Origin of the sequence: Pseudarthrobacter sp. S9 (assembly GCF_050156545.1) — a bacterium.
Lineage (GTDB): Bacteria > Actinomycetota > Actinomycetes > Actinomycetales > Micrococcaceae > Arthrobacter.
Genome location: NZ_CP189576.1, coordinates 1,525,749 through 1,547,779, shown reverse-complemented (window position 1 = coordinate 1,547,779; position 22,031 = coordinate 1,525,749). Strand labels below are relative to the sequence as shown.

At 66.1% G+C, this 22,031-nt stretch carries 25 protein-coding genes; 17 read left to right on the top strand and 8 right to left on the bottom strand.

Features of this window, described 5'->3' with window-relative positions:
• The first annotated feature begins 38 nt into the window (after window positions 1-38).
• The 10 genes from ACQCSY_RS07295 (at window position 39) to ACQCSY_RS07250 (ending at window position 7,294) form a co-directional block, all read left to right on the top strand.
• Window positions 39-500, top strand: a complete 462-nt coding sequence (locus ACQCSY_RS07295) for an Asp23/Gls24 family envelope stress response protein (protein WP_427134422.1) — start codon at window positions 39-41, stop codon at window positions 498-500.
• On the top strand, window positions 497-688 hold the full coding sequence (locus ACQCSY_RS07290) for a hypothetical protein (RefSeq protein ID WP_427134420.1): 192 nt from the start codon (window positions 497-499) through the stop codon (window positions 686-688). Before ACQCSY_RS07295 ends, ACQCSY_RS07290 begins: the two co-directional genes overlap by 4 nt.
• A complete protein-coding gene (locus tag ACQCSY_RS07285; RefSeq protein ID WP_427134418.1) occupies window positions 685-1,068 on the top strand; it encodes a hypothetical protein in 384 nt (127 codons plus the stop codon). The genes ACQCSY_RS07290 and ACQCSY_RS07285 overlap by 4 nt, the downstream gene beginning before the upstream one ends.
• A 107-nt stretch (window positions 1,069-1,175) precedes the next feature.
• Entirely contained in the window at window positions 1,176-1,739 is a 564-nt protein-coding gene (locus tag ACQCSY_RS07280) for a DUF6286 domain-containing protein (RefSeq protein WP_427135730.1), read from the top strand.
• Window positions 1,736-2,347: a hypothetical protein gene (locus ACQCSY_RS07275; protein ID WP_427134417.1), complete on the top strand. Its 612-nt coding sequence runs from the start codon at window positions 1,736-1,738 to the stop codon at window positions 2,345-2,347. Before ACQCSY_RS07280 ends, ACQCSY_RS07275 begins: the two co-directional genes overlap by 4 nt.
• Before the next feature lie 223 nt (window positions 2,348-2,570).
• Complete coding sequence (locus ACQCSY_RS07270; protein WP_427134416.1) at window positions 2,571-3,866, top strand: ABC transporter substrate-binding protein; 1,296 nt, start codon at window positions 2,571-2,573, stop codon at window positions 3,864-3,866.
• A 7-nt stretch (window positions 3,867-3,873) separates the two neighbouring features.
• A complete protein-coding gene (locus ACQCSY_RS07265) occupies window positions 3,874-4,911 on the top strand; it encodes a carbohydrate ABC transporter permease (protein ID WP_427134414.1) in 1,038 nt (345 codons plus the stop codon).
• Complete coding sequence (locus ACQCSY_RS07260; RefSeq protein ID WP_427134413.1) at window positions 4,908-5,810, top strand: carbohydrate ABC transporter permease; 903 nt, start codon at window positions 4,908-4,910, stop codon at window positions 5,808-5,810. The genes ACQCSY_RS07265 and ACQCSY_RS07260 overlap by 4 nt, the downstream gene beginning before the upstream one ends.
• 62 nt (window positions 5,811-5,872) lie before the next feature.
• A complete protein-coding gene (locus ACQCSY_RS07255) occupies window positions 5,873-6,091 on the top strand; it encodes a hypothetical protein (RefSeq protein ID WP_427135728.1) in 219 nt (72 codons plus the stop codon).
• Between the two features lie 132 nt (window positions 6,092-6,223).
• On the top strand, window positions 6,224-7,294 hold the full coding sequence (locus ACQCSY_RS07250) for a LacI family DNA-binding transcriptional regulator (protein ID WP_427134411.1): 1,071 nt from the start codon (window positions 6,224-6,226) through the stop codon (window positions 7,292-7,294).
• Here the strand turns inward: ACQCSY_RS07250 and ACQCSY_RS07245 are convergent.
• On the bottom strand, window positions 7,291-8,235 hold the full coding sequence (locus tag ACQCSY_RS07245) for a hypothetical protein (RefSeq protein WP_427134409.1): 945 nt from the start codon (window positions 8,233-8,235) through the stop codon (window positions 7,291-7,293). The two genes, ACQCSY_RS07250 and ACQCSY_RS07245, sit on opposite strands and share 4 nt — an antisense overlap.
• Before the next feature lie 31 nt (window positions 8,236-8,266).
• A complete protein-coding gene (locus ACQCSY_RS07240) occupies window positions 8,267-9,073 on the bottom strand; it encodes an exodeoxyribonuclease III (RefSeq protein WP_427134407.1) in 807 nt (268 codons plus the stop codon).
• Window positions 9,074-9,295: 222 nt separating this feature from the next.
• Between ACQCSY_RS07240 and ACQCSY_RS07235 the strand changes: the two genes are divergently transcribed.
• Genes ACQCSY_RS07235 through ACQCSY_RS07220 form a run of 4 tightly spaced genes read left to right on the top strand, consistent with a single transcriptional unit; the run spans window position 9,296 to window position 13,636 of the window.
• Window positions 9,296-10,795 carry a CoA-acylating methylmalonate-semialdehyde dehydrogenase gene (locus ACQCSY_RS07235; protein ID WP_427134405.1) on the top strand — a complete coding sequence of 500 codons (1,500 nt, stop codon included), beginning with the start codon at window positions 9,296-9,298 and terminating at the stop codon, window positions 10,793-10,795.
• Complete coding sequence (locus tag ACQCSY_RS07230) at window positions 10,795-11,889, top strand: enoyl-CoA hydratase/isomerase family protein (protein ID WP_427134403.1); 1,095 nt, start codon at window positions 10,795-10,797, stop codon at window positions 11,887-11,889. Before ACQCSY_RS07235 ends, ACQCSY_RS07230 begins: the two co-directional genes overlap by 1 nt.
• Window positions 11,882-12,808: a 3-hydroxyisobutyrate dehydrogenase gene (gene mmsB, locus ACQCSY_RS07225; RefSeq protein WP_427134402.1), complete on the top strand. Its 927-nt coding sequence runs from the start codon at window positions 11,882-11,884 to the stop codon at window positions 12,806-12,808. Before ACQCSY_RS07230 ends, mmsB begins: the two co-directional genes overlap by 8 nt.
• A 48-nt stretch (window positions 12,809-12,856) precedes the next feature.
• Window positions 12,857-13,636: an enoyl-CoA hydratase gene (locus ACQCSY_RS07220; protein WP_427134400.1), complete on the top strand. Its 780-nt coding sequence runs from the start codon at window positions 12,857-12,859 to the stop codon at window positions 13,634-13,636.
• A 139-nt stretch (window positions 13,637-13,775) separates the two neighbouring features.
• On the opposite strand, the gene ACQCSY_RS07215 is transcribed toward ACQCSY_RS07220, so the two are convergent.
• From ACQCSY_RS07215 to ACQCSY_RS07200, 4 genes are all read right to left on the bottom strand, one after another.
• The gene (locus ACQCSY_RS07215; RefSeq protein ID WP_427134398.1) at window positions 13,776-14,204 is read right to left on the bottom strand and encodes a DUF1761 domain-containing protein; all 429 of its coding nucleotides are present in this window, start codon (window positions 14,202-14,204) and stop codon (window positions 13,776-13,778) included.
• Window positions 14,205-14,287: 83 nt separating this feature from the next.
• Window positions 14,288-15,076, bottom strand: coding sequence for an amino acid ABC transporter ATP-binding protein (locus ACQCSY_RS07210; RefSeq protein WP_427134397.1), 789 nt, complete (start codon window positions 15,074-15,076; stop codon window positions 14,288-14,290).
• On the bottom strand, window positions 15,073-16,056 hold the full coding sequence (locus ACQCSY_RS07205; RefSeq protein ID WP_427135727.1) for an amino acid ABC transporter permease: 984 nt from the start codon (window positions 16,054-16,056) through the stop codon (window positions 15,073-15,075). Before ACQCSY_RS07205 ends, ACQCSY_RS07210 begins: the two co-directional genes overlap by 4 nt.
• A gap of 5 nt (window positions 16,057-16,061) precedes the next feature.
• On the bottom strand, window positions 16,062-16,988 hold the full coding sequence (locus tag ACQCSY_RS07200; RefSeq protein ID WP_427134396.1) for an ABC transporter substrate-binding protein: 927 nt from the start codon (window positions 16,986-16,988) through the stop codon (window positions 16,062-16,064).
• Window positions 16,989-17,157: 169 nt separating this feature from the next.
• Here ACQCSY_RS07200 and ACQCSY_RS07195 point away from each other — a divergent pair, with 169 nt between their 5' ends.
• The 3 genes from ACQCSY_RS07195 to ctlX all read left to right on the top strand — a co-directional run bounded on the left by ACQCSY_RS07195 (window position 17,158) and on the right by ctlX (window position 19,748).
• Window positions 17,158-17,589, top strand: a complete 432-nt coding sequence (locus ACQCSY_RS07195; protein WP_426975838.1) for an Lrp/AsnC family transcriptional regulator — start codon at window positions 17,158-17,160, stop codon at window positions 17,587-17,589.
• A gap of 178 nt (window positions 17,590-17,767) precedes the next feature.
• Entirely contained in the window at window positions 17,768-18,799 is a 1,032-nt protein-coding gene (locus ACQCSY_RS07190; protein ID WP_427134394.1) for an ornithine cyclodeaminase, read from the top strand.
• A 7-nt stretch (window positions 18,800-18,806) separates the two neighbouring features.
• Window positions 18,807-19,748: a citrulline utilization hydrolase CtlX gene (gene ctlX / locus ACQCSY_RS07185; protein ID WP_427134392.1), complete on the top strand. Its 942-nt coding sequence runs from the start codon at window positions 18,807-18,809 to the stop codon at window positions 19,746-19,748.
• A gap of 9 nt (window positions 19,749-19,757) precedes the next feature.
• Here the strand turns inward: ctlX and ACQCSY_RS07180 are convergent, their stop codons facing one another.
• Both ACQCSY_RS07180 and ACQCSY_RS07175 read right to left on the bottom strand, forming a co-directional pair.
• A complete protein-coding gene (locus tag ACQCSY_RS07180; RefSeq protein ID WP_427134390.1) occupies window positions 19,758-20,264 on the bottom strand; it encodes a MarR family winged helix-turn-helix transcriptional regulator in 507 nt (168 codons plus the stop codon).
• 2 nt (window positions 20,265-20,266) lie between these two features.
• Window positions 20,267-21,994, bottom strand: a complete 1,728-nt coding sequence (locus ACQCSY_RS07175; RefSeq protein WP_427134388.1) for an AMP-binding protein — start codon at window positions 21,992-21,994, stop codon at window positions 20,267-20,269.
• Window positions 21,995-22,031: the final 37 nt, after the last annotated feature.

Sequence of the window (22,031 nt, the reverse complement as noted above, 5' to 3'; positions counted from 1 at the left end):
GGGACTAGGGTTGTCTCAAAGAGAAGGGGGAGTGCCTCATGGAATACCAGAATTCTCAACCCGCTACGGGTCCCGAGGCCGGGCTGCGCACCGTTGCGCCGGCGGGCAGCGGCCGCACCGTCATTTCCGAAGCCGCCGTCGCCAAGGTCGCGGGCATCGCCGCCCGTTCGGTCCCCGGCGTCTATTCCCTGGGATCCGTCCCGTCGCGGGCCCTGGGCGCCATCCGTGACGCCGTCGGCAGCGCGGACCACGCTGCCGGGGTCCGGGCCGAAGTCGGCGAAACGCAGGTAGCCGTGGACATCGACCTCGTCGCTGTCTACGGCACACCACTGCACGCCCTCGCGGACCAGATCCGTGCCGCTGTCTACGCCGCGGTGGAGGAGCTCGTCGGACTCCAGGTCATCGAGGTTAATATCGAGATCAATGACGTTTATGTGCCCGGCCCGGCCAAACCCGCCGCGTCCGGTGAGGCCCGGCCGGCGAGAGAGGCAGTGCAGTGAATCTGACCGTTGTGGGGATCGCAGTAGGCGCGTTCGTGGCCTTCATGTCCTTCCAGTTCGGCGCCTGGGGTTTCCTCGGCGCGTTGCTGTTCATGGGCATCGGAGCACTGCTTGGCCGCGCCGCGGAAGGGAAACTGGACCTGCGCAGCGTGCTCGATGCCATCACGGGCCGGCGTTCCTCCTCATGAGCGGCATGGCTGGGGCGGCGGTCCAGAGCCGCGCGATGGCTGGTCACAACCGGATCAGCACGCAGGCCTTGACCAGCGTGGCGCGGGCCGCCGCGGGGGAGGCCCTGGGCGTCCCGCCGCAGGACGTGCGTGCCGAATGGTCCGACGACGACGGCCTGCTGGCGTTGTCCCTCATCACCCCCATCACCGTGCCGTCGCTTACCGCGGTCCTCCGGGACCCGGAGCGCGTCGCGGGTTTCGGCGGCTCCGTCTGGGACCGCGCCGTGGCAGCCAAGGCCGAGATCCTGCGCCGAGTGACCGAACTGAGCGGCGCGCAACTGAGCCGGGTGGACATCCGCATCAGCGGCGCCACCGTGCGCGAGGGAGGGCGGGTCCGGTGAGCCACGATACCGAAAGCAATTACTCCGGTTCCGGTTCCGGTTCCGCCACCGCCGCTTCCGGCACCGCCGCTTCCGGCACCGGCGCTGCCGGCTCGGGCTCTGCCGGCATGGAGTGGATCCTGAAGCGCGAGACGCGCTCATCGAGGGCGGTTGCCTCCGTGATCGCCGCGGTCCTGGTGATTGCGTTCTGCGTTTATGCCCTCCTTGAAACCGCCGTCCGTGCCATCGGGCAGCCGCCGTGGCTCGTGGATCCGCAGACGGCCGCGGAGCGGATCGTCGCGCTCCCGGACGGCGTCCCGCCGCTATTGCTCGGTGCCACCGGCGCGGTGCTGGCCATGGCCGGATTGTTCTTCTTTCTCAATGCCGTGCTGCCCGGGCGCAGGGCCCGCCGCTTGCTGCGGGACCGCCGTGCCGCCGTCGTGGTGGACGACGAGGTGATCGCCTCCGCCCTGGCGCGCCGGGCGCGCCTGGCCGCCAATGTAACCCAACAGCAGGTGATGGTGATCGTGTCGAGGCGTCAGGTGCTCGTCAATGTCCGGCCGACCTCCGGCGTACCCCTGATTGCCGACGCCGTCCTCGCGGCCGTGCGCCGGGAGCTCGAGGACATGGGGCCGTCGCCGATGCCCGAAGTCCGGATCAACGTGGCCACAGCAGGGGTCATCGGGGCATGAACAACACTCCCAGGCTCCTCAACCGCATCCTGATCGGCATCCTCGGACTCAAACTTCTCGCCATCGGCGTCCTGCTATTCCTGCTGGCGAGCGTGCCCGCCGTCGGAATCTGGTGGCGGGACTGGTCCGGCGGCGTGTGGAGTATCTGGCGCGGGCTGTTCGAGCGCACGCGCTTCTCGGGCCGCCAGGAGAGCTGGCTGTGGTTGGTCATTGCTGTGCTGCTCCTGGTGGTTATCGGCGTGATGGTGGCGTGGGCCGCCCAGCAGGGGAAGGGCAGGGCCAACCTTCTCGTGGGCGAAGAGGACCCGGGCGACGTGCCGGGAAATGTCCGGATCGGCGGCGGCGTGGCGGAACAGGCGCTCCGTGCGGCCCTTGCCGGCCGGCCCGACCTCGCCGGAGCCACCGTCGCCACCTACGAGATCCGGGGCGAGCCGGCGCTGAAGATCCGGGTGCAGCCCCGCCAGGGCGTAGCTCCCCACACCCTGGCCGCCGAGGTGTCTTCCCTGGTGGAAGCGCTCGACGCCGTGATCGGCAAGCGCACGCCGGTGCTGATCCACATCGGGTCCGGCGCGCGTTCGCGGTTCGGCCGGGCCGAGCGGGTCCGCTGACGCCGGGGCCGGGAGTTTTCCGCAACATTCCCCAAGGCCCGCGGGCAGCGGGTAGCGGCGGCAAAGTCAAGGGCCGCGGCGGGAGCACCCCGTAGCCCGAGGGTCTCCTTTGCATAAAGGTTTCATGTAAACGCTTGCATTCCTCACAACGAGTTGGCTACTGTGATGGTCGACACACGAACTGCACCGCCGTTTATCCGGTACTCAGCGAGGAGCCTCCAGTATGAAAACCCCTAAGGTCCTACTTCCCATAGCCGCAGCAGGCGTTCTAGCCCTCACACTCTCCGCCTGTGGTGGCGGAGGAGGGGGCGGCACCACCGGCGGCGGAGGAGGCGGCGGCGATGCCGCAGCCAACCTGGACGGCCGCGGGCCCATCACGTATATCCAGGGCAAGGACAACAGCAATGTTGTCCGCCCCCTGATCGAAAAATGGAACGCCGCCCACGCGGACCAGAAGGTCACCTTCAAGGAACAGACCGACCAGGCCGACCAGCAGCACGATGACCTCGTCCAGAACTTCCAGGCCAAGAACGCCAACTACGACGTCGTGGACGTAGACGTTGTCTGGACGGCGGAATTCGCGGCCAAGGGCTGGCTGCAGCCGCTCAAGGACAAGATGGCCCTTGACACCAGTCCCATGCTGAAGCCGACCGTCGACAGCGCCACCTACAAGGGAGTCCTTTACGCGGCGCCCCAGACCTCCGACGGCGGCATCCTCTACTACCGCAAGGACCTGGTTCCCACCCCGCCCAAGACCTGGGACGAGATGATGAGCATGTGCTCCATCGCCAAAGCCAACAACATCGGCTGCTACGCGGGCCAGCTCACCAAGTATGAGGGCCTGACGGTCAACGCCTCCGAGGCCATCAACTCCGCCGGCGGCTCGGTCCTGGACAAGGACGGTAAGCCGAGCCTGAACACGGCCGAGGCCAAGGCGGGACTGGGGAACCTGGCGACGGCCTATGCGGATGGCAACATCCCCAAGGAAGGCATCACCTTTCAGGAGGAACTGAGCCGCCAGGCATTCCAGGACGGCAAGCTCCTCTTCCTCCGCAACTGGCCCTACGTCTACAACCTGGCCACCACTGAAGGCTCTTCAGCGGTCAAGGACAAGCTTGGCATGACAGCGTTGCCCGGCAAGTCCGGCCCCGGCGCATCGTCACTCGGCGGCCACAATGCCGCCGTCAGCGTCTACTCCAAGAACAAGGCCACGGCCCTGGACTTCCTGAAGTTCCTGACTACCGAGGAGTCCCAGAAGTTCTTCGCCACCCAGGGCTCGCTGGCGCCGGTGCTGAGCAAGGTGTACGACGATCCTGCTCTGGTCGCCAAGCTTCCGTACCTGCCGGTTCTGAAGACGTCCATTGAGAACGCCGTGCCGCGACCCGTCACCCCGTTCTACCCGGCGGTGACCAAGGCCATCCAGGAAAACGCCTACGCGGCGATCAAGGGCGAGAAGTCGGTAGACGCTGCACTGTCTGACATGCAGAAGTCCATCGAATCCGCCGGTGCGGGATCGTAGCTTAGCCATGGCAACCGAATTGGGCCCGACGCCGGTCAAGACGCCGGCGTCGGGCGGGACCCCGATCCACCACGGACCTAAGGGCGTGGGGGAAGACAACCGGATTGCGAGCCAGGGCCGGTGGGCGTCATGGCTGCTGGCTCCGTCCATCATCGCCCTCGCGACTGTGATCGTTTACCCGATCATCAGCGCCATGGTCATGTCGTTCCAGAAGGACGCAGGCCTTGACCCAGTCACTGGCCTCTTCACCGCGGGCGGCTCGGCAGGCGTCCAGAACTACGTGAACTGGATTGCGCAGCAGTGTGCCGCTCCGGGCGGGGGCACCCTGGCCTGCCCCCCGGGCACCCTGGGCGCCCAGTTCTGGTCAGCGACCGCCACCACGTTCTTTTTCACGATCGTGACCGTGACGCTGGAGACTGTGCTTGGTTTCTGGATGGCCGTCATCATGGCGCGGACCTTTAAGGGCCGCAGTGCGGTGCGCGCCGCCGTACTCGTGCCGTGGGCAATCCCCACCGCCGTGACTGCCAAGCTCTGGTTCTTCATCTTCGCTTTCGAGGGGATCGCCAACAAGCTGTTCAACACCACCATCCTGTGGACTGGCAGTGAATGGCCGGCCAAGTGGGCGGTCATCATCGCGGACGTCTGGAAGACGACGCCGTTCATGGCGCTGCTGATCCTGGCGGGCCTCCAGATGATTCCCGCCGAGGTCTACGAGGCCGCCAAGGTCGATGGCGCCAGCGCCTGGCAGCGGTTCCGGATGATCACGCTGCCGCTGGTCAAGCCGGCGCTGATGGTGGCGATCCTGTTCCGCACCCTGGATGCCCTGCGCATGTTCGACCTCCCGTACATCCTGACCGGAGGCGCGAACAACACCACGACGCTATCGATCCTGGTAATCAACCAAGTCCGGCAAGGGTTCAACGCGGCGGCGGCATTGTCCACCATCACGTTCATCATCATCTTCCTTGTCGCGTTCATCTTTGTCCGTTTCCTGGGCGCCAATGTCGTGGAGCAAAGCGGAGCCACCGGTAAGGGGAAGAAATGACCGCCGCAGAAGTGACCGCAGCGACCGAACTCCGGGCAGAGCAGGACAGGGGCAGGAAAGTCGCCCAGAACAGGGAAAAATGGGCGCAGGGGCGCACCTATGTCAGTGCCGGCGTGATCCTCATCTGGTGCCTGGCACCGGCCTACTGGATGGTGGTCACTGCGTTCAGGGACGTCGGCTTCACATACGACACCTCCTTGCTGCCGACCCACGTGACCCTGGACAACTTCAACACGGCGTTCGACACTTCCTTCGGCAACCATTTCGGCCAGGCACTGCTCAACAGTGTGTTCATCGGCCTGGTGGTCACATTGGTTTCCCTGCTCATTGGTGTGTTTGCCGCCTACGCCTTGGCGCGGCTCAACTTCCGGTTCAAGTACCTGGTGCTGGGCTTCATCCTGGGGGCTTCCATGTTCCCCGGCGTCGCACTCATCACGCCACTGTTCCAGCTGTTCACCAACATCGGCTGGATCGGCACCTACCAGGCGCTGATTATCCCGAACATCTCCTTCGTGCTGCCGCTGACCGTCTACACAATGACTTCCTTCTTCCGCGAAATGCCGTGGGAACTGGAGGAATCGGCCCGTGTCGACGGCTGCACCCAGGGTCAGGCGTTCCGCAAGGTGATCATGCCGCTGGCGGCGCCGGCGATCTTCACGACGGCGATCCTGGCGTTCATTTCCTCCTGGAATGAATTCCTGATCGCCAGCCAGCTCTCCAGCGACAGGACGCAGCCGGTCACGGTGGCCATTGCGAGCTTCGCCGGGGCGCAGCCGAACCAGATCCCGTACACCGCCATCATGGCGGCGGGCACCATCGTCACCGTTCCCTTGGTGATCCTGGTGCTGGTCTTCCAGCGCAAGATTGTTGCCGGCCTGACAGCCGGTGCGGTCAAGTGACACCGTCCGCTGCCCCGGGCAACCAGGTCCCGGGGCAGCACAAACCCGGTGAGGTTCGGGCGGTGCACCGCCGCGAGCGCTCCGCGGAGGACTTCGACATCATCATCGGGTTCCTGGGCTTCTGGGCCGTAGTGCTGCTGGCGGTCACCGTCTGGATGGAGGTGACGGCCCAGCCAGCCCTCGGCTGGGCCCTGGGACTGCTGGCCATGCTGCTGGCTTTGTATGGAATGACCAGGCTCCGCCGGCGTCTTCCGCGGAGAACGATGACCCGGCGCCGCTAGGGGCGCCGCTAAGGGCTGGCACATCAATAGCTCGGTTGCCGCGGGGGAGGCCCGGTAGGGCACCGTTGCGGACAGCCGACGGATCGGACAGCCGATAGACCGGACAGATCGGACAGTCGACAAGGGGACACAGTGGCACGGACAACTGACAGGGCGCAACGGGGCGGCCACACCGGCGTCAGCATCGAGGATGTGGCCGCTGCCGCCGGGGTTTCCACGGCCACCGTGTCCCGGGCCGTCCGTGGACTGCCCAGGGTGTCCCCCGCCACGCGGGAAAAAATCCTGGGCATTGCGGAAGCCCTGGGCTACGTGGCCTCTTCCTCGGCGTCCGGTCTGGCCACCGGGCGCACCAAGACCATCGGCGTGCTGGCACCCTTCGTCAGCCGCTGGTTCTTCTCCAAGGCAATAGAGGGCGCAGACAGGGAGCTGCACGCCCGCCGCTACAACCTCTCGCTCTTCAACCTGGGCGGCCACGGCAGCAACCGTGAGCGGCTCTTCAGCAAAACGATGGTCTACAAGCAGATCGATGCGCTGCTGGTCCTGTGTATGGCACTGACCCATGAGGAAATCGAGCACCTCCAGAAGATCGACATCCCGCTCGTCGTCGTGGGCGGCCACGTCGAGGAGTGCCCCTACATCGGCATCGACGACTACGCCGCAGCCTCCACCGCGGTCCGCCACCTCATCGGGCTCGGACACACGGACATCGCCCTGCTGCACGGCGACGACGAGACCGACCTGAATTTCGACGTTCCCAGGGTCCGCATCAGGGCCTTCCAGGAGGTGATGGCGGAGGCCGGGCTGGCTGTCCGGCCGGAGTGGGACCAATGGGGGGACTTCACCGTGCACAGCGGTCAGGAAGCCTTCAACCGCCTCTGGGGTGTGCCCGGGGAGAAGCCCACCGCGATTTTCTGCGCCTCGGATGAGATGGCCATGGGCGTCATCTTCGAGGCCAACAAGGCCGGGGTCCGGGTTCCGGAGGACCTGTCGGTGATCGGAATCGACGACCACGACTTCTCGGAGGCCGTGGGACTCACCACGGTCGGCCAGCGCCCTGACGAACAGGCCGAGCTGGGCACCAAGATGCTGCTGGACGAGCTCGACGGAATCGCCGGGGCCGTGCGGTCCACGGTGGCGCCGCACCGGCTGATCGTCAGGAGAACGACGGCGCCGCCCCGCCAGCCGTCCGCCGCCGCTACTTAGGAAGCGCGTGCCAGCTGCCGGATCGGGATCCAGCGCGACGCCAGCCGGCGGTAGGCTGCGGCCGCCCCGGTCATGTCGCCCTCGGCCAGACACTCAATGCCCAGCCTCACATCGAGGGGAGAGTCGTCCGGGTAGACCTTGTCCGCCACCGCACCATAGTCGAGTTCCACGACTGAATCCGGGTGGAAGAGCTCGAGCCACTCAGTGAGCTGGGTCAGGTCCTCGAGCATGTCCAGGTCAGGTGCGGCGATGGCCAGGTGCGCCACCGCGTACCGCACCCTCTCAAGCGCCTCGCTGATGGTCGCCCGGATGCGGACAGTGACGATGTGGCCCTCGGACTCCACCACGTCCGTGGGGTCCGATTCCTGGAAAAGGCAGAACCAGCTGAACGGGATGCCCCACGTGGACGCCCGGGTGTGGACGCGGCTCACGCCTTGGTGGGCCCGCACCTCGTCGATGCGTTCCTGGTGCTTGTCCCGCTGCTCCTCCGGGATCAGCAGCTGGGCCAGGGGTCCGTGGATCCCTTCCATCAGGGCATTTGCGGCCAGCCCGGCGCGGAGGACCAGTTGGCTGGGGCAGTACAGCAGTCTCTCGGGCTGCGCTGCGCCTCCGGAGGCGGCTCCAGGCCCGGGGTTGCCCGCCTCGGCCCCCGCGGCCGAGTCCTGTGTGCTGTTCTTGGCCGGCGCCTGTTTCGCCGTTGCCGCGACAACGCGAACCAGATCGGTCCGTCCGGTGGGAAACGGGTCCCCGCCCGGGCGGGTGATGCGGCCCAGGGAGGCGAGAAGTTCGGCATTCTCCACGGCGGCGCGGGACGTTTTTCCGGCGGCCGCCGTCCTCAAGGCTTCGTGCCGGTCCGTCGGGAACGCTTCCAGGGGCTCGTAGATCCGAAGCGCGGAAGAGAACGGCAGCCCTGCCTGTCCCCGGTAGAGGTTCCCGGTCATCGGATCACGACACTTCCCTGGACAGTCCCCATCAGTCGATCAACTCCGCTATGACCGGCGCATGGTCCGAGGCGCCCTTGCCCTTGCGCTCCTCGCGGTCGATCATGGCCCCGGTAACCCGGGCGGCCAGCGCGGGGGAGGCCAGGATGAAGTCGATCCGCATGCCTTCCTTCTTCGGGAACCGCAGCTGGGTGTAGTCCCAGTAGGTGTAGACACCGGGGCCCGGAGTGTGCGGGCGGACAACGTCCTGGAATCCGGCATCCTCGAAGGCCCGGAAGGCCGCGCGTTCGGGCTCGCTGACGTGGGTCAGGCCTTCGGCACGGAAGTAGTCGATGTCCCAGACGTCGTCGTCCTGCGGGGCGATGTTCCAGTCGCCCATCAACGCGATCTGCGCCTCAGGGTCCGCCTGGACCCACCCCTCGGCATGGGTCTTGAGCGTGTCCAGCCAGTTGAGCTTGTACGGCATGTGTTCGTCGTCGAGTGCGCGGCCGTTGGGCACATAGAGGCTCCAGACCCGGATGCCGCCGCAGGTGGCGCCGATCGCACGGGCCTCCTGCACCGCATCCTTGCCGTTCTTGCCGAAGACGGGCTGGTCCAGGAAGGTGCGTTCGACGTCGCCGAGCCCCACGCGGGAGGCGATGGCCACCCCGTTCCACTGGCTCAGGCCAAAGTGCGCCACTTCGTAGCCGTTGCTCTCGAACAACTCCCAGGGGAAGTTCTCGTCCTTGCACTTGGTTTCCTGGAGAGCCAGGACGTCACAGTCGGTGCGCTGAAGCCACGCCTCAACACGGTCGGCACGGGCACGGAGGGAGTTCACATTCCAGGTAGCAATCTTCACAGTTCCTAACTTACCGAACTTGGCTGCCGGGCGAAGCTGCCGGCCGCCCCCGGGCCCTCTGGAAATTAGTAGGAAGTCCGAGTATATTCAGGATCAGGGATGATCTGGGTCACACTTCCCCGCAGTCATCCAAGGCCAAGCCCAAGCTAAGGCCGGCAACACAGGCCGGCAAGATGCCCGGCAATACGTCAGGCAACCACAGGTGCAAAGGAGCATTCGACCATGGTTCGTGAGCTATCCCATTACATTGACGGTCAGCGGGTGGACGGCACATCGGGGCGTTTCAGCGATGTGTACGATCCCTGCACCGGCGAGGTCCAGTCCCGCGTTCCGCTGGCCAGCGCCGACGAGGTCCGCAACGTGATCGCCAGCGCCGAAAAGGGCCAGCTGGAATGGGGCGCGATGAACCCGCAGCGCCGCGGCCGGATCCTGCTCAAGTTCGTGGACCTGGTCAACCAGAACATGGACGAGCTCGCCACCCTCCTCTCCTCGGAGCACGGCAAGACCCTCCCCGATGCGAAGGGCGACATCCAGCGCGGCATCGAAGTCGTGGAGTTCGCCGCCAACGCCCCGCACCTGCTCAAGGGTGAGTTCTCTGACAATGCCGGCACCGGCATCGACGTCCACTCGCTGCGCCAGCCGCTCGGCGTCGTAGCCGGCATCACGCCGTTCAACTTCCCGGCCATGATCCCGCTCTGGAAGTCCGGCCCCGCCCTCGCCGCCGGCAACTCCTTCATCCTCAAACCTTCCGAACGCGACCCCTCCGTGCCGCTCCGGCTGGCCGAGCTGTTCACCGAGGCGGGCCTGCCGGACGGCGTGTTCAACGTGGTCAACGGGGACAAAGAAGCCGTGGACGCACTGCTCGAGGACCCGCGCGTCAAGGCCATCGGCTTCGTCGGTTCCACGCCCATCGCGCAGTACATCTACGCCACCGCCGCCGCGCACGGCAAGCGCGCCCAGTGCTTCGGCGGGGCCAAAAACCACATGGTGATCATGCCGGACGCGGACCTGGACATGGCCGCTGACGCCCTGATCGGCGCCGGCTTCGGCTCCGCCGGCGAACGCTGCATGGCGATCTCGGTGGCCGTGCCCGTCGGGAAGAAAACCGCCGACGCGCTCGTGGCCAGGCTGCAGGAGCGGATCGCGGACCTCAAGGTCGGCCACAGCCTCGCCAAGGATTCGGACTTCGGCCCCGTCGTGGCGCCCTCCGCCAAGGAACGGATCGAAGGCTACATCGCCTCCGGCGTCGAGGAAGGCGCCAGCCTGCTGGCCGACGGCCGCGGCCTGAAGGTGGAGGGCTACGGCGGCGGCTTCTGGGTCGGTCCCACGCTCTTCGATAACGTCACCAAGGACATGAAGATCTACAAGGAGGAGATCTTCGGCCCGGTGCTGAGCGTGCTCCGCGCGGAGGATTACGACGAGGCCCTCCGGCTGTGCAGCGAGAACGAGTTCGGCAACGGCGTGGCCATCTTCACCCGCGACGGCGACGCCGCCCGGGACTTCGCCAGCCGCGTCCAGGTGGGCATGGTGGGCATCAACGTCCCCATCCCGGTACCTATCGCCTACTACACCTTCGGCGGCTGGAAGGCCTCCGGCTTCGGCGATCTCAACCAGCACGGCGCGGACGCCTTCCGCTTCTACACCAAGACCAAGACGGTCACCACGCGCTGGCCCTCGGGCATCCGCCAGGGCGCCAGCTTCGTGATGCCGGAAGGCAGCTGATGGCGGAGCAGGGTGCTGTTGCGGGCGGTGAGCCCGCCGCTGAGGTCCTGTTCGAGCGGCGGGCTCACCTGGGCGTCATCACGCTGAACCGGCCCAAGGCGGTCAACGCCCTTACCGCGGGCATGGCGTCCGCCATGCTGGAACAGCTTGTGCAGTGGGCCGACGACGACGCCGTGGCAACCGTGCTGGTCCGCGGCGCCGGCGACCGGGGCCTGTGCGCCGGCGGCGATATCGTGGCCATCTACCGGGACATGCTGGCCGGGGGCGATGCCACGGCGGACTTCTGGGCCGAGGAATACCGGCTGAACGCCCTCATTGACTCGTATCCCAAGCCGTACGTGGCGTTCATGGACGGGCTGGTCCTCGGCGGCGGCGTGGGAATCTCCGCGCACGGCTCGGTCCGGATCGTCACCGAACGCACCCGGATGGGAATGCCCGAGACCACCATCGGCTTCGTGCCCGACGTCGGCGGAACCCTGCTGCTCTCACGCTCGCCGGGGGAGTCCGGCACGCACGCGGCCCTGACGGGCGCCCACCTGAGCGGTGCGGACGCACTGTTCCTGGGGCTCGCGGACTTCTTCGTGCCGTCCGGGCGCCTGGCGGAGCTGGCGGCGGCGATGGAAAGCGAACCGGCGGGAGCCGCCGTCGGACGCTTTGCCGGGCAGGCCCCGCCCTCCGCGCTCGAGGAACAGCGGGACTGGATCGACGCCTGCTATGCGGGCGACGACGCCGACGAGATCCTGCGCCGGCTCCGTGCCATGGGCGCAGCTGATGCCGGAGAGGCCGCCGAGGCTGCCGAGACGATCGAAGCCAAGTCCCCGACCGCCGTCAAAGTGGCGCTGGAATCCTTGCGCCGGGTCCGGGGCCTGAGCCTGGCGGAAGCCCTTGAGCAGGAATACCGGGTGGGCCTGCGCTTGCTGGCCGGTCCCGACTTCCGCGAAGGCATCCGGGCCCAGGTGGTGGACAAGGACCGCAACCCGCGCTGGAAACCGGCCATGCTGTCTGAGGTGACCACGGCCGACGTCGAGGCCTACTTCGCGCCGCTGGGCGACCGCGAACTGAAGCTTTCCGCAAAGGAGAAGAACAATGCCTGAGACCACACCGAACGCAGGCCACATCGCCTTCCTGGGACTGGGCCATATGGGCGGGCCGATGGCCATCAACCTGGTCAAGGCCGGCCACAGCGTGACCGGGTTCGACGTCGTGCCCGCGGCGCTGGAAACCGCCAGGGCCCACGGCATCCCCACAGCGGACGGCGCCTCAGAGGCAGCGGCCGGTGCCGCCGTCGTGCTGACCATGCTGCCTAGCGGCAAGCACCTTCTGGATGCGTACCGCGGCACGGTCGGACAGCCCGGGCTGCTGGAGGTTGCCGGGCCGGACACCATGTTCCTGGACTGCTCCACGATCAACGTGGACGAGGCCCGCGAAGCTGCCCAACTCGCGGTCGCAGCCGGCCACCGCGCTGTTGATGCGCCCGTGTCCGGCGGCGTCGTGGGGGCGGAGGCAGGCACCCTGACGTTTATGGTGGGGGCCCTGCCGGAGGACTTCGAGTCCGTCAGGCCGATCCTGGACGTGATGGGCAAGCGCGTTGTCCATTGCGGGGAGCATGGCGCGGGACAGGCGGCGAAGATCTGTAACAACATGATCCTCGGCGTCTCCATGATCGCGGTCAGCGAGGCCTTCGTGCTTGGCGAGAAGCTTGGGCTGACCCACCAGGCGCTGTTCGACGTCGCCTCCGCGGCCTCGGGACAGTGCTGGGCGCTGACCACCAACTGCCCCGTGCCGGGGCCGGTTCCGACGAGCCCCGCCAACCGGGACTACCAGCCCGGCTTCGCGGGCGCGCTCATGGCGAAAGACCTCAAACTGGCACTGAACGCGCTCGAAAGCACCGGCGTCGCCGCCCGGCTGGGTCCGCTCGCCTCGGAAATCTACGATGCCTTTGCCGCCGAAGGCGGCGCCGGCCGGGACTTCTCCGGCATCATCACCGATATCCGGGACAAGTCCGCGCATTAGCGGCCTGGCGCATCAGTGTGAATAGCAGAACCAGCGAAGGGGACACGCATGACGGAACAGTACGCAAACATCCTGGTGGAGCGTCGCGGGCGGGTGGGCCTCGTAACGCTTAACCGGCCGGAGGCGCTGAACGCCCTGAACAAGGCCACCATGGACGAACTCGTGGCAGCCGTCACGGCCATGGACGCGGACCCCGGAGTGGGCGCGGTGGTGGTGACAGGCTCCGCCAAGGCCTTCGCGGCCGGTGCCGACATCAAGGAGATGCAGGCCAAGGGCTACATGGACATGTATGCGGCCGACTGGTTCCGCGGCTGGGAGGACTTCACCCGGCTGCGCGTACCCGTGGTCGCGGCGGTGTCCGGCTTCGCCCTCGGCGGCGGCTGTGAGCTCGCCATGATGTGCGATTTCATCATCGCCGGGGACAACGCCAAGTTCGGCCAGCCGGAAATCAATTTGGCAGTGCTGCCGGGCATGGGCGGCTCGCAGCGCCTCACCCGCGCGGTGGGCAAGGCCAAGGCCATGGACATGATCCTGACCGGGCGCTTCATGGACGCCGAGGAGGCCGAACGCTCCGGCCTGGTATCCCGGGTGGTGCCGGCCGCAGACGTGGTCGAGGAAGCCCTGAAGGCCGCCGAGGTCATCGCCTCCAAGTCCAGGCCGGTGGCCATGGTGGCCAAGGAGGCCGTCAACGCAGCCTTCGAGACCGGCCTCGCGCAGGGCGTGCTGTTCGAGCGCCGCGTGTTCCACTCGCTGTTCGCCACCGAGGACCAGAAGGAAGGCATGGCCGCATTCACGGAGAAGCGTCCGCCCGAATTCAAGCACCGCTGACCTGCATCGATTGCCCCGTAACTGCCCTTATGAGCGGTCAAAACGGCAGTTACGGAGCAACCGATGGCTGTGAGGACAGTGCTGGAAACCGTGCTCTCGGTGGTGGCTTCGGCATGATGTCGCTCCTATACCAGTTTGTCTAGGCCGCGCTGATCCCGAACAGGCCGATGATCAGGGCCATGACCTCGAAGGTGGCCAGTTCGTGGGCGCAGTTCAGGAGCGTCAGGCGTGCGGGGCGGCCCTCGAAGGCATCGTGGGTGATGAAGCGGGCCGCCGTGAACCCGGCCCAGAGAATGGTGGCCGTGATCAGGGTGTTGGCCAGGAAATTTCCGCCGTAGAAGTGCTGGGAGATGGCGGCGGAACCGGCAAGGACCCAGGCGCTGACGAAGCTGACCACGAGGGTTACCAGAATGGGCTTGACGGCGTCCCGTGAATTTCCGCTCGGGGTGACCTTGGCGACGCGCATCCAGTAGTTGCCGAACACCTTGGGCGTGTACCAGACCGAGCCCACGGCCATGCTGGACAGCGTGGCCACCAGTACCGCCCAGAAGTTGATTTCCGGAATCACTGTGTTCTCCTTAGGTCCGGGCCCGTTCCATCCGAACGCTCCGCTCCACCGAAGTCTAGGGGGCCGGGCCGCGTTCCCGGATCTCACAGGACCTTTGAAAGGAACTCCCGGGTCCGGGCGTGCCGGGGGTCAGCGATCAACTGGCGCGGGTCGCCGCTTTCGACAACGACGCCGCCGTCCATGAAGGTCAGCGTGTCACCGACCTCCCGGGCGAAGCCGATCTCGTGGGTCACCACGATCATGGTCATGCCGGACTTGGCCAGGTCCTTCATCACGTTGAGGACCTCACCCACCAGCTCGGGGTCGAGGGCGGAGGTGGGCTCGTCGAAAAGCATCAGTTCCGGGTCCATGGCCAGTGCACGGGCAATGGCCACACGCTGCTGCTGGCCGCCCGAGAGCTGGGCGGGATAGTGATTGGCGTGGTTTGCCAGGCCGACCCTGTCCAGCAGCTCCATGGCCCGCGTCCGGGCCTTCACCTTGGACTGTCCTTTCACCTGGGTGGGTGCCTCGATGATGTTCTGCAGCGCGGTACGGTGGGCGAAGAGGTTGAACTTCTGGAACACCATTCCGATGTCCCGCCGCTGCGCTGCTATCTCCTTGGTGGTGAGGTCATGGAGGCGCCCGCGGCTTTCGCGGTAGCCGATGAGGTCATCGTTGACGCTGATCCGGCCGGCACTGATGGTCTCGAGCATGTTGATGCAGCGCAGCAGCGTGGACTTCCCGGACCCGGACGGACCGATCAGCACTGAAACCTCGCCCTGCCGGACCGTCATGTCAATGCCGCGGAGCACATGGTGGCTGCCAAAGTACTTGTGGACCCTGTCGATCCGGACGAGGGCCTCCTTCGTCACGACTTCACTGGTGATGGTCACAGAACCTCATCCTCTTTCCTGGGCGCGTGGGGTGTGTGGGCTGACGGGGCCGCGAGGGCGCTGATGGGGGCCTGAACGGATTTGACCGGCGCGGGAACGAGGTTGTCCACTCCCTTGCCGAAGTGGCGTTCGATGTAGAACTGACCCACCATGAGAACGCTGGTGATAACGAGGTACCAGACCGCCGCGACGATCAGCAGGGGAATCGGCAGGTAGCTCCTGTTGGCGATTCCGTTGGTGGCGAACGTGAGATCCAGGGTGAAAGGCACTGCCAGGACCAGCGAGGTGGTCTTGAGCATTCCGATGGTTTCATTGCCGGTCGGGGGAACGATCACGCGCATGGCCTGGGGCAGGATGATGCGCCACATGATCTTGGACTTGCGCATGCCCAAAGCCTCGGCGGCTTCCATCTGGCCCGGGTCGACCGATTTCAGGCCGGCCCTGAAGATCTCGGCGAGGTAAGCGGACTCGTTCAAACCCAGGCCCAGGACCGCCGCCACGAAGGCGGTGATCACATCCTGCGTGCTGAAGGTGAGAAGCTCGGGCCCGAACGGAACGCCCACGGCGATCTTGGGATAGAGCACCGAAATGAGGCCCCAGAAGACGAGCTGGGTGTAGACCGGCGTACCGCGAAAGAACCAGACCCAGGCCCAGCTCACCCCGCGGAAGAGCGGGTTGTCCGACTGGCGCATGAAGGCGAGCAGCACGGCCAGCACAATGGCGATTACCATCGAGAGCACCGTGAGGAGCAGCGTCCAGCCGATGCCTTGGACCACCAGGACGTCGAGGAGGTACTTCCCCACCGTCTCCCAGCGGAAGTTGACGTTGGTGAACACGCTCTGGGCCATGGTGGCGGCGAAAAGCAGGATGATAGCGCCCGCGGCCCATCGGCCGGGGTGGCGGACCGGAACGGCGTTGATGAGTTCCGGTCCACGGCGTCGTTGCCCGGGCTGGACGGTTGTGGTCTCGCCCTGTGTCAGGGTGCTCAACTGCCCACCACCGGGTTTACTTCAGACTTGGTCACGGCGCCCTTGGAGTTGTTCCATTTCTCCAGGATTTTCCCGTAGGTGCCATCGCTGATGAGCTTGTTCATGACCTTGCCGACTAGTTCGGACAACGCAGTGTCCGACTTCGCAACGGCAATTCCCTGGGGTGCGGCATCGTAGACTTCGCCCAGCGTCTGGAGTTTGTCCCCGGTCTGCGACAGGGCGTAACCGATGACCGGCGAGTCTGCGGCCATGGCGTCGATGCTGCCGTTGACCAGGCGCGTGGTGACGTCTGTCTGGTTCTTCAGCGTGACGATGTCGATGGCGGGCTTGCCCTCGGCGACGCACTTCCGGGAGCGGCCGGACAAATCAGGATCCTCCTCTACGGTGCCGGTCTGGACTCCCACCTTCTTGCCGCAGACATCCTCCACAGCGAAGTTCTTCGGGTTGCCCTTGGCCACCGCCCACAGCACGCCTGCATTGAAATAGCTGACAAAATTCACGGTCTGGGCGCGCTCGGGGTTGATGGTGAACGAGGAGATCCCGAGATCGTACTTGGGGCCCAGTGCCGGCAGGATGCCGGTGAACTCCGCCGTCTCAACCTTGGTGCTCAGGCCAAGGGTGGCACCCACCGCTTTCGCGATGTCGACGTCGTAGCCCTGCGGCGTCTGGCCATCGGCACCCAGGAATTCGGCGGGGGCGTAGGACGTGTCGGAGCCGACGGTCAGGACGCCTTTTGCCTTCAGCGCGGGGGAAACCGACGCGGCCAGTGCTTCGTCCTTCTGGATTGCCGAGGGGTCGAAGCCGTCAGGCCCCGACGAGGAGACTGCGGCGGTCTGCGAGGCGTTGGTGCAAGCGGTGAGGGCCAGCGCGGCGGCCGCGACAACGGCAGCGAGCCTCAGCGACGGCATGGAGGAAGACGGCATCTTTTTACCCTTTGGACTAGGTGAGAGGGGGTGGCGGCAGCGTTTCTTGTGTCCTGCGTCACCGCTGCCACAACACTACGGTTGGGTGATGTGCATCCTCAATGACCAGAAAACCAACTTTTCATTGAAAAAACTTACAAAACGGTGAAGCCGGATATACATTATGAAAATGACCCCTCTCACTGACCTTGATCGCCGGCTGCTGTCCGCCCTCCGTGAGGACGGCAGGGCCTCGGTGGCCAGCTTGGCCCGCAGGCTCGATGTCGCCCGGGCCACCGTCAACAGCCGGCTGGAGCGGCTGGTCGCGTCCGGGACCATCGTCGGCTTCACAGTCCGGGTGCGCGACGAGCTCGATCCCCTGGCGATCCACGCCATTGCCCTGATCGCTGTGGAGGGCAGGACAACGGACAGGGTCATCCGCCAGCTCAGGGGCTTTCCGGAAATCACGGCGCTGCACACCACCAACGGCGGCTGGGACCTGGTTGCCGAGCTCCGGACCGAGAGCCTCACCGGCTTCGACCAGGTCCTGGGGCGGATCCGTGGGGTCGACGGCATTGTCAACAGCGAGACGAGCCTCCTGCTCAGCTCGGTGCTGCGCTAGGCATCCGGGGATCTGGGGACCTGGGGATCCAGAGGCTCCAGCGTACAGAATGCACAAAACTGGTCGTCATTATGCTCAGTAACTCAACAAAAAGCTTGCTATTCGGCAATTGAGCCTGCATATCGCCGGAACGTAGGGTTATGCCATCAGTGGTTAACTAGAGAATTAGGGGGCGCAAATGACGCGCTTTGTCGATGTCCACAACATGGTGCGCTGGGCTGCCGGCCGCGGGCCGGAGAACATCATTTCCGGGATGATCCAATACCTTGAGGATGACTTCCGGCGCTGGGAATCGTTCGACAAGACGCCCCGGGTCGCCAGCCACACGCCGTTCGGCGTCATCGAGCTCATGCCCACGAGCGACCACGAGACCTATGGTTTCAAGTACGTCAACGGTCACCCGTCCAACCCTGCGCGCGGTTTCCAGACCGTGACGGCGTTTGGTGTCCTGGCCGACGTCCACAACGGCTACCCCACTTTCCTTACCGAGATGACGGTGCTGACTGCGCTGCGGACCGCGGCGACGTCCGGAATGGTGGCGAAAAAGCTTGCCCGTGCCGACTCTCGCGTCATGGCGATGATCGGCAGCGGAAGCCAGTCCGAGTTCCAGGCCTTGGCGTTCCGCAGCGCCCTGGGGATTTCCACGCTCAGGGTATGGGACACCGATCCCGCCGCACTCGAGAAGTTCGTGGCCAACATGGCGCCCCTGGGCTTCGACATCACGATTGCCACGTCTGCCGCGGATGCCGTGCGCGGGGCCGATGTCATCACCACATGCACCGCGGACAAGACGAACGCCACCGTCCTCACGGGGGACCTGATCGAACCGGGTGTCCACATCAACGCCATCGGCGGTGACTGCCCGGGGAAGACCGAGCTGGAACAATCGATCCTCGGACTCGGTGACGTATTCGTGGAGTTCGCGCCCCAGACCCGCATCGAAGGGGAGATCCAGCACATGCCGGCCGACTTTGGCGTCACGGAGTTCTGGCAGGTCCTGACTGACCGGGCGCCCGGGCGCACCGCGGCCGCACAGATCACCATCTTCGACTCGGTCGGCTTTGCCATCGAGGACTTCTCCGCCCTGCGGTTCGTGCGCGACGCCGTCGACGGCACCGACTTCTTTGTGGAGATCGACCTCGTGGCGAGCCCGGATGACCCCAAGAACCTGTTCGGTCTTGTGGGTGCTCTCTCCCCGGTCGGTTCCTGAGCCTCCGATGTCCGTTCAAGCCCCGTCCGCCGTCGTCCTCGTACGGCCGCACACTTTCATGCCCAACCCGGCGACGGCAGTGGACAATGCCTTCCAGATGCCGGCTCACTCCGTGGACCGGCAAACGCTTGCCGCTGTAGCCCGGGACGAGGTGACAGGGCTGGCCGAGGCGCTGGAAACTGCCGGCGTCACGGTGCACGTGTTCGAGGACTATGACGAAACCCGCCCGGACAGCGTGTTTCCCAACAACTGGCTCTCCACCCATGCGGGCGGACACATTGGGATATTCCCGATGTATGCCCCCAACCGCCGCCACGAACGCCGGAGCGACATCCTTGACTTCCTCAAGACCGACTACCGGGTGCAGGACGTCATCGACTACTCCGGGCTGGAAATGGACCAGGTGTTCCTGGAGGGAACGGGAGCCATGGTCCTGGACCACGGCGGCCGTGTGGCATACGCCGCACGTTCCCGCCGGGCCGATCCCGTCGCGCTGGAGCGGTTCTGCACGAACTTCGGCTATGAGCCCATGCTGTTCGACGCGGCCGACGCGGACGGCACCGCCGTTTACCACACGAATGTGATGATGTCCGTGGCGACGGACTTCGCGATGGTCGGGCTGGGCCTGATCCAGTCGGCGGAGCGCCGGCGCGAGGTGGTGCAACGGCTTTCCGGCGGGGGACGGACGGTGATCGAGCTGAGCCACGACCAGATCCTCAATTTCGCAGGCAACGCGATCGAGCTCCAGGGTGCGGAGGGCCGTGTGCTGGCGCTGTCCCGGCGGGCACTGGGAAGCCTGACGGCGGAACAGAAGGCCATCATCGAAAGAAGCTGCACCCTGCTGCCCGTCGATGTTCCCACGATCGAACTGGCCGGAGGCTCCGTGCGGTGCATGATCGCCGGAATCCACCTCGACCGCAGGCCCGTCCTCGCCGACGCCGGAGCCTGATCCGGCTTTTCAGCCGGTGAAGTCGCCGGCGTTGCGGCGGAAGGTGCCCAGGATGCGGATCAGCTGGTCGACGTCCTGCTCCGCGAAGCCCGACTGGCCGAAGACCTCGGAGTTGAGCACCGCCGTCGCCCGCTTGGCCAGGGTGCGCCCCTCGGCGGTGAGCTCAATCAGGGTGGTGCGCCCATCGGTGGGATGCGGGGAGCGCAGCACCAGCCCGGCGCCCTGCAGCCGGTCGACGGCGTTCGTCACCGAGGTGGGGTGGACCTGCAGCAGGGCGCTGGCCTTGTTCATGGGCAGGGCGCCGCTGCGGGCAAAACTCAGCAGCGCCAGCAGCTCGTAGCGGGCAAACGTCAGCCCGAACGGCTTGAGGGCGCCTTCGATCCGGGCCAGCAGGATCTGCTGGGTCCGCATGATGGCCGTGATGGCGGCCATCGGCGCGGCGACGTCGGCCCAGCCGTGCCGCTCCCAGTTCAGTCGGGCATCGGCGATCGGATCACGCGGCAGCGGAGTTCCCACGGTCACCCCTGGTTCTTCAGGCCCGGGAAGTCGGCCTCGGAGTACTCCGTGCCGAGGCCTTCGGGAACGGCCCCGCCGCCGTGCCGCAGTATCTCGCTGTGCCGCAGCTCCACCCGCCGGATCTTGCCGGAGATCGTCTTGGGCAGCTCGGCAAACTCCAGCCGGCGGATCCGCTTGAAGGGGGCCAGATGGTCGCGGCAGTACCGCAGGATGTCCTCCGCCAGTTCCGGACCGGCCTCGTGCCCGGCGGCTAGGACCACAAACGCCTTGGGCACCGAGAGCTTGAGCGGATCGGGGGACGGGACGACGGCGGCCTCCGCCACCGCCGGGTGTTCGATCAGCACGCTTTCGAGCTCGAACGGGGACAGCCGGTAATCGGAGGACTTGAAGACGTCGTCGCCGCGGCCCACATAGGTGATGATGCCGCGCTCGTCCCGGCTCGCCATGTCTCCCGTGTGGTAGTAGCCGTCGCGGAAAGCCTCCGCTGTCTTGTCGGGGTCGCCGTAGTACGCCTTCATCAGCCCGACGGGGCGGGGATCCAGGCGCAGGCAGAGCTCGCCGTCGTCGCCTTTTTCACCCGTGGCGGGGTCCACCAGCACGACGTCGTAGCCCGGCAGCGGCCTGCCCATGGCGCCGATCTTGATCGGCTGGCCGGGGGTGTTCGCGATCTGGACGGTGGATTCGGTCTGCCCGAAGCCGTCGCGGATGGTCTGGCCCCAGGCGCGGTGGACCTGGTCGATCACCTCGGCATTGAGCGGCTCACCGGCGGACACCACCTTGGTGGGCGGGTTCTTCAGCAGGGTGAGATCGGCTTGGATGAGCATGCGCCAGACGGTGGGCGGGGCGCAGAAGCTCGTCACGGCTTCGCGGTCCATCTGCTCCATGAGCGCCTTGGCGTCGAAGCGCTCGTAGTTGTAGATGAACACGCAGGCTTCCGCGATCCACGGGGTAAAGACGTTGGACCAGGCATGCTTCGCCCAGCCCGGGGAGGCAACGTTGAGGTGCACGTCGCCGGGTTCCATCCCGATCCAGAACATGGTGGACAGGTGCCCCACGGGGTAGGAGGTGTGCGTGTGTTCCACCAGCTTGGCCTTGGAGGTGGTGCCCGAGGTGAAGTACAGCAGCAGGGTTTCGTCGGCCAGGGTCGGGGCGTCCGCGGTGAAGTCCGTCGGGGCGGCGGGGGAGTCCGCATACTGCAGGGCGGCTGGATTGACGGCGTCGCCGTCGCCGATTTCGATCAGTGTGTAGTCCCCGGGGACGTCGGCGAACTTGGCGATGTTTGCACTTCCGACGGCGGCCCAGTTCGCCTCGCCGCGCTCCACCCGGTCCCTCAGGTCCGCCGGCCCCATCAGCGTGGTGGTGGGGATCATGACGATGCCCAGCTTGATGCCGGCCAGCATCAGTTCCCACAGCTCCACCTGGTTGCCGAGCATGATGATCATCCGGTCCCCGCGCCGGATGCCCTGGCTCCGCAGCCAGTTGGCCACCTGGGCAGAGCGCTGCGAAAGGTCGGCGAAGCTGCGCCGAGTCGCGGAACCGTCCTGCTCGACGATCACCAGTGCCGGCCTGTCCGCCTTGGCCGGGTCCGCGGCGATCTGGTCGAACCAATCCAGGGCGAAGTTGAATTCGGCAAACCGCGGCCACCGGAATTCGCTGCGCGCTGCGTTGTAGTCCTCGCGGAGGGCCAGCAGCCTGTCCCGCGCGGCACGGAATTCCTCAGTGACGGTCATAGTGCACCTTTCGAAGTCTTCTGGCGCAGCCGTTCCA

Excerpts from the sequence above, each read along its gene's own strand:
- ACQCSY_RS07295 (WP_427134422.1), top strand. The coding sequence starts at position 39 with ATGGAATACCAGAATTCTCAACCCGCTACGGGTCCCGAGGCCGGGCTG.
- ACQCSY_RS07285 (WP_427134418.1), top strand. The coding sequence starts at position 685 with ATGAGCGGCATGGCTGGGGCGGCGGTCCAGAGCCGCGCGATGGCTGGT.
- ACQCSY_RS07280 (WP_427135730.1), top strand. The coding sequence starts at position 1,176 with ATGGAGTGGATCCTGAAGCGCGAGACGCGCTCATCGAGGGCGGTTGCC.
- ACQCSY_RS07275 (WP_427134417.1), top strand. The coding sequence starts at position 1,736 with ATGAACAACACTCCCAGGCTCCTCAACCGCATCCTGATCGGCATCCTC.
- ACQCSY_RS07270 (WP_427134416.1), top strand. The coding sequence starts at position 2,571 with ATGAAAACCCCTAAGGTCCTACTTCCCATAGCCGCAGCAGGCGTTCTA.
- ACQCSY_RS07265 (WP_427134414.1), top strand. The coding sequence starts at position 3,874 with ATGGCAACCGAATTGGGCCCGACGCCGGTCAAGACGCCGGCGTCGGGC.
- ACQCSY_RS07260 (WP_427134413.1), top strand. The coding sequence starts at position 4,908 with ATGACCGCCGCAGAAGTGACCGCAGCGACCGAACTCCGGGCAGAGCAG.
- ACQCSY_RS07245 (WP_427134409.1), bottom strand. The coding sequence starts at position 8,235 with ATGACCGGGAACCTCTACCGGGGACAGGCAGGGCTGCCGTTCTCTTCC.
- ACQCSY_RS07235 (WP_427134405.1), top strand. The coding sequence starts at position 9,296 with ATGGTTCGTGAGCTATCCCATTACATTGACGGTCAGCGGGTGGACGGC.
- ACQCSY_RS07230 (WP_427134403.1), top strand. The coding sequence starts at position 10,795 with ATGGCGGAGCAGGGTGCTGTTGCGGGCGGTGAGCCCGCCGCTGAGGTC.
- mmsB (WP_427134402.1), top strand. The coding sequence starts at position 11,882 with ATGCCTGAGACCACACCGAACGCAGGCCACATCGCCTTCCTGGGACTG.
- ACQCSY_RS07220 (WP_427134400.1), top strand. The coding sequence starts at position 12,857 with ATGACGGAACAGTACGCAAACATCCTGGTGGAGCGTCGCGGGCGGGTG.
- ACQCSY_RS07200 (WP_427134396.1), bottom strand. The coding sequence starts at position 16,988 with ATGCCGTCTTCCTCCATGCCGTCGCTGAGGCTCGCTGCCGTTGTCGCG.
- ACQCSY_RS07195 (WP_426975838.1), top strand. The coding sequence starts at position 17,158 with ATGACCCCTCTCACTGACCTTGATCGCCGGCTGCTGTCCGCCCTCCGT.
- ACQCSY_RS07190 (WP_427134394.1), top strand. The coding sequence starts at position 17,768 with ATGACGCGCTTTGTCGATGTCCACAACATGGTGCGCTGGGCTGCCGGC.
- ctlX (WP_427134392.1), top strand. The coding sequence starts at position 18,807 with ATGTCCGTTCAAGCCCCGTCCGCCGTCGTCCTCGTACGGCCGCACACT.
- ACQCSY_RS07175 (WP_427134388.1), bottom strand. The coding sequence starts at position 21,994 with ATGACCGTCACTGAGGAATTCCGTGCCGCGCGGGACAGGCTGCTGGCC.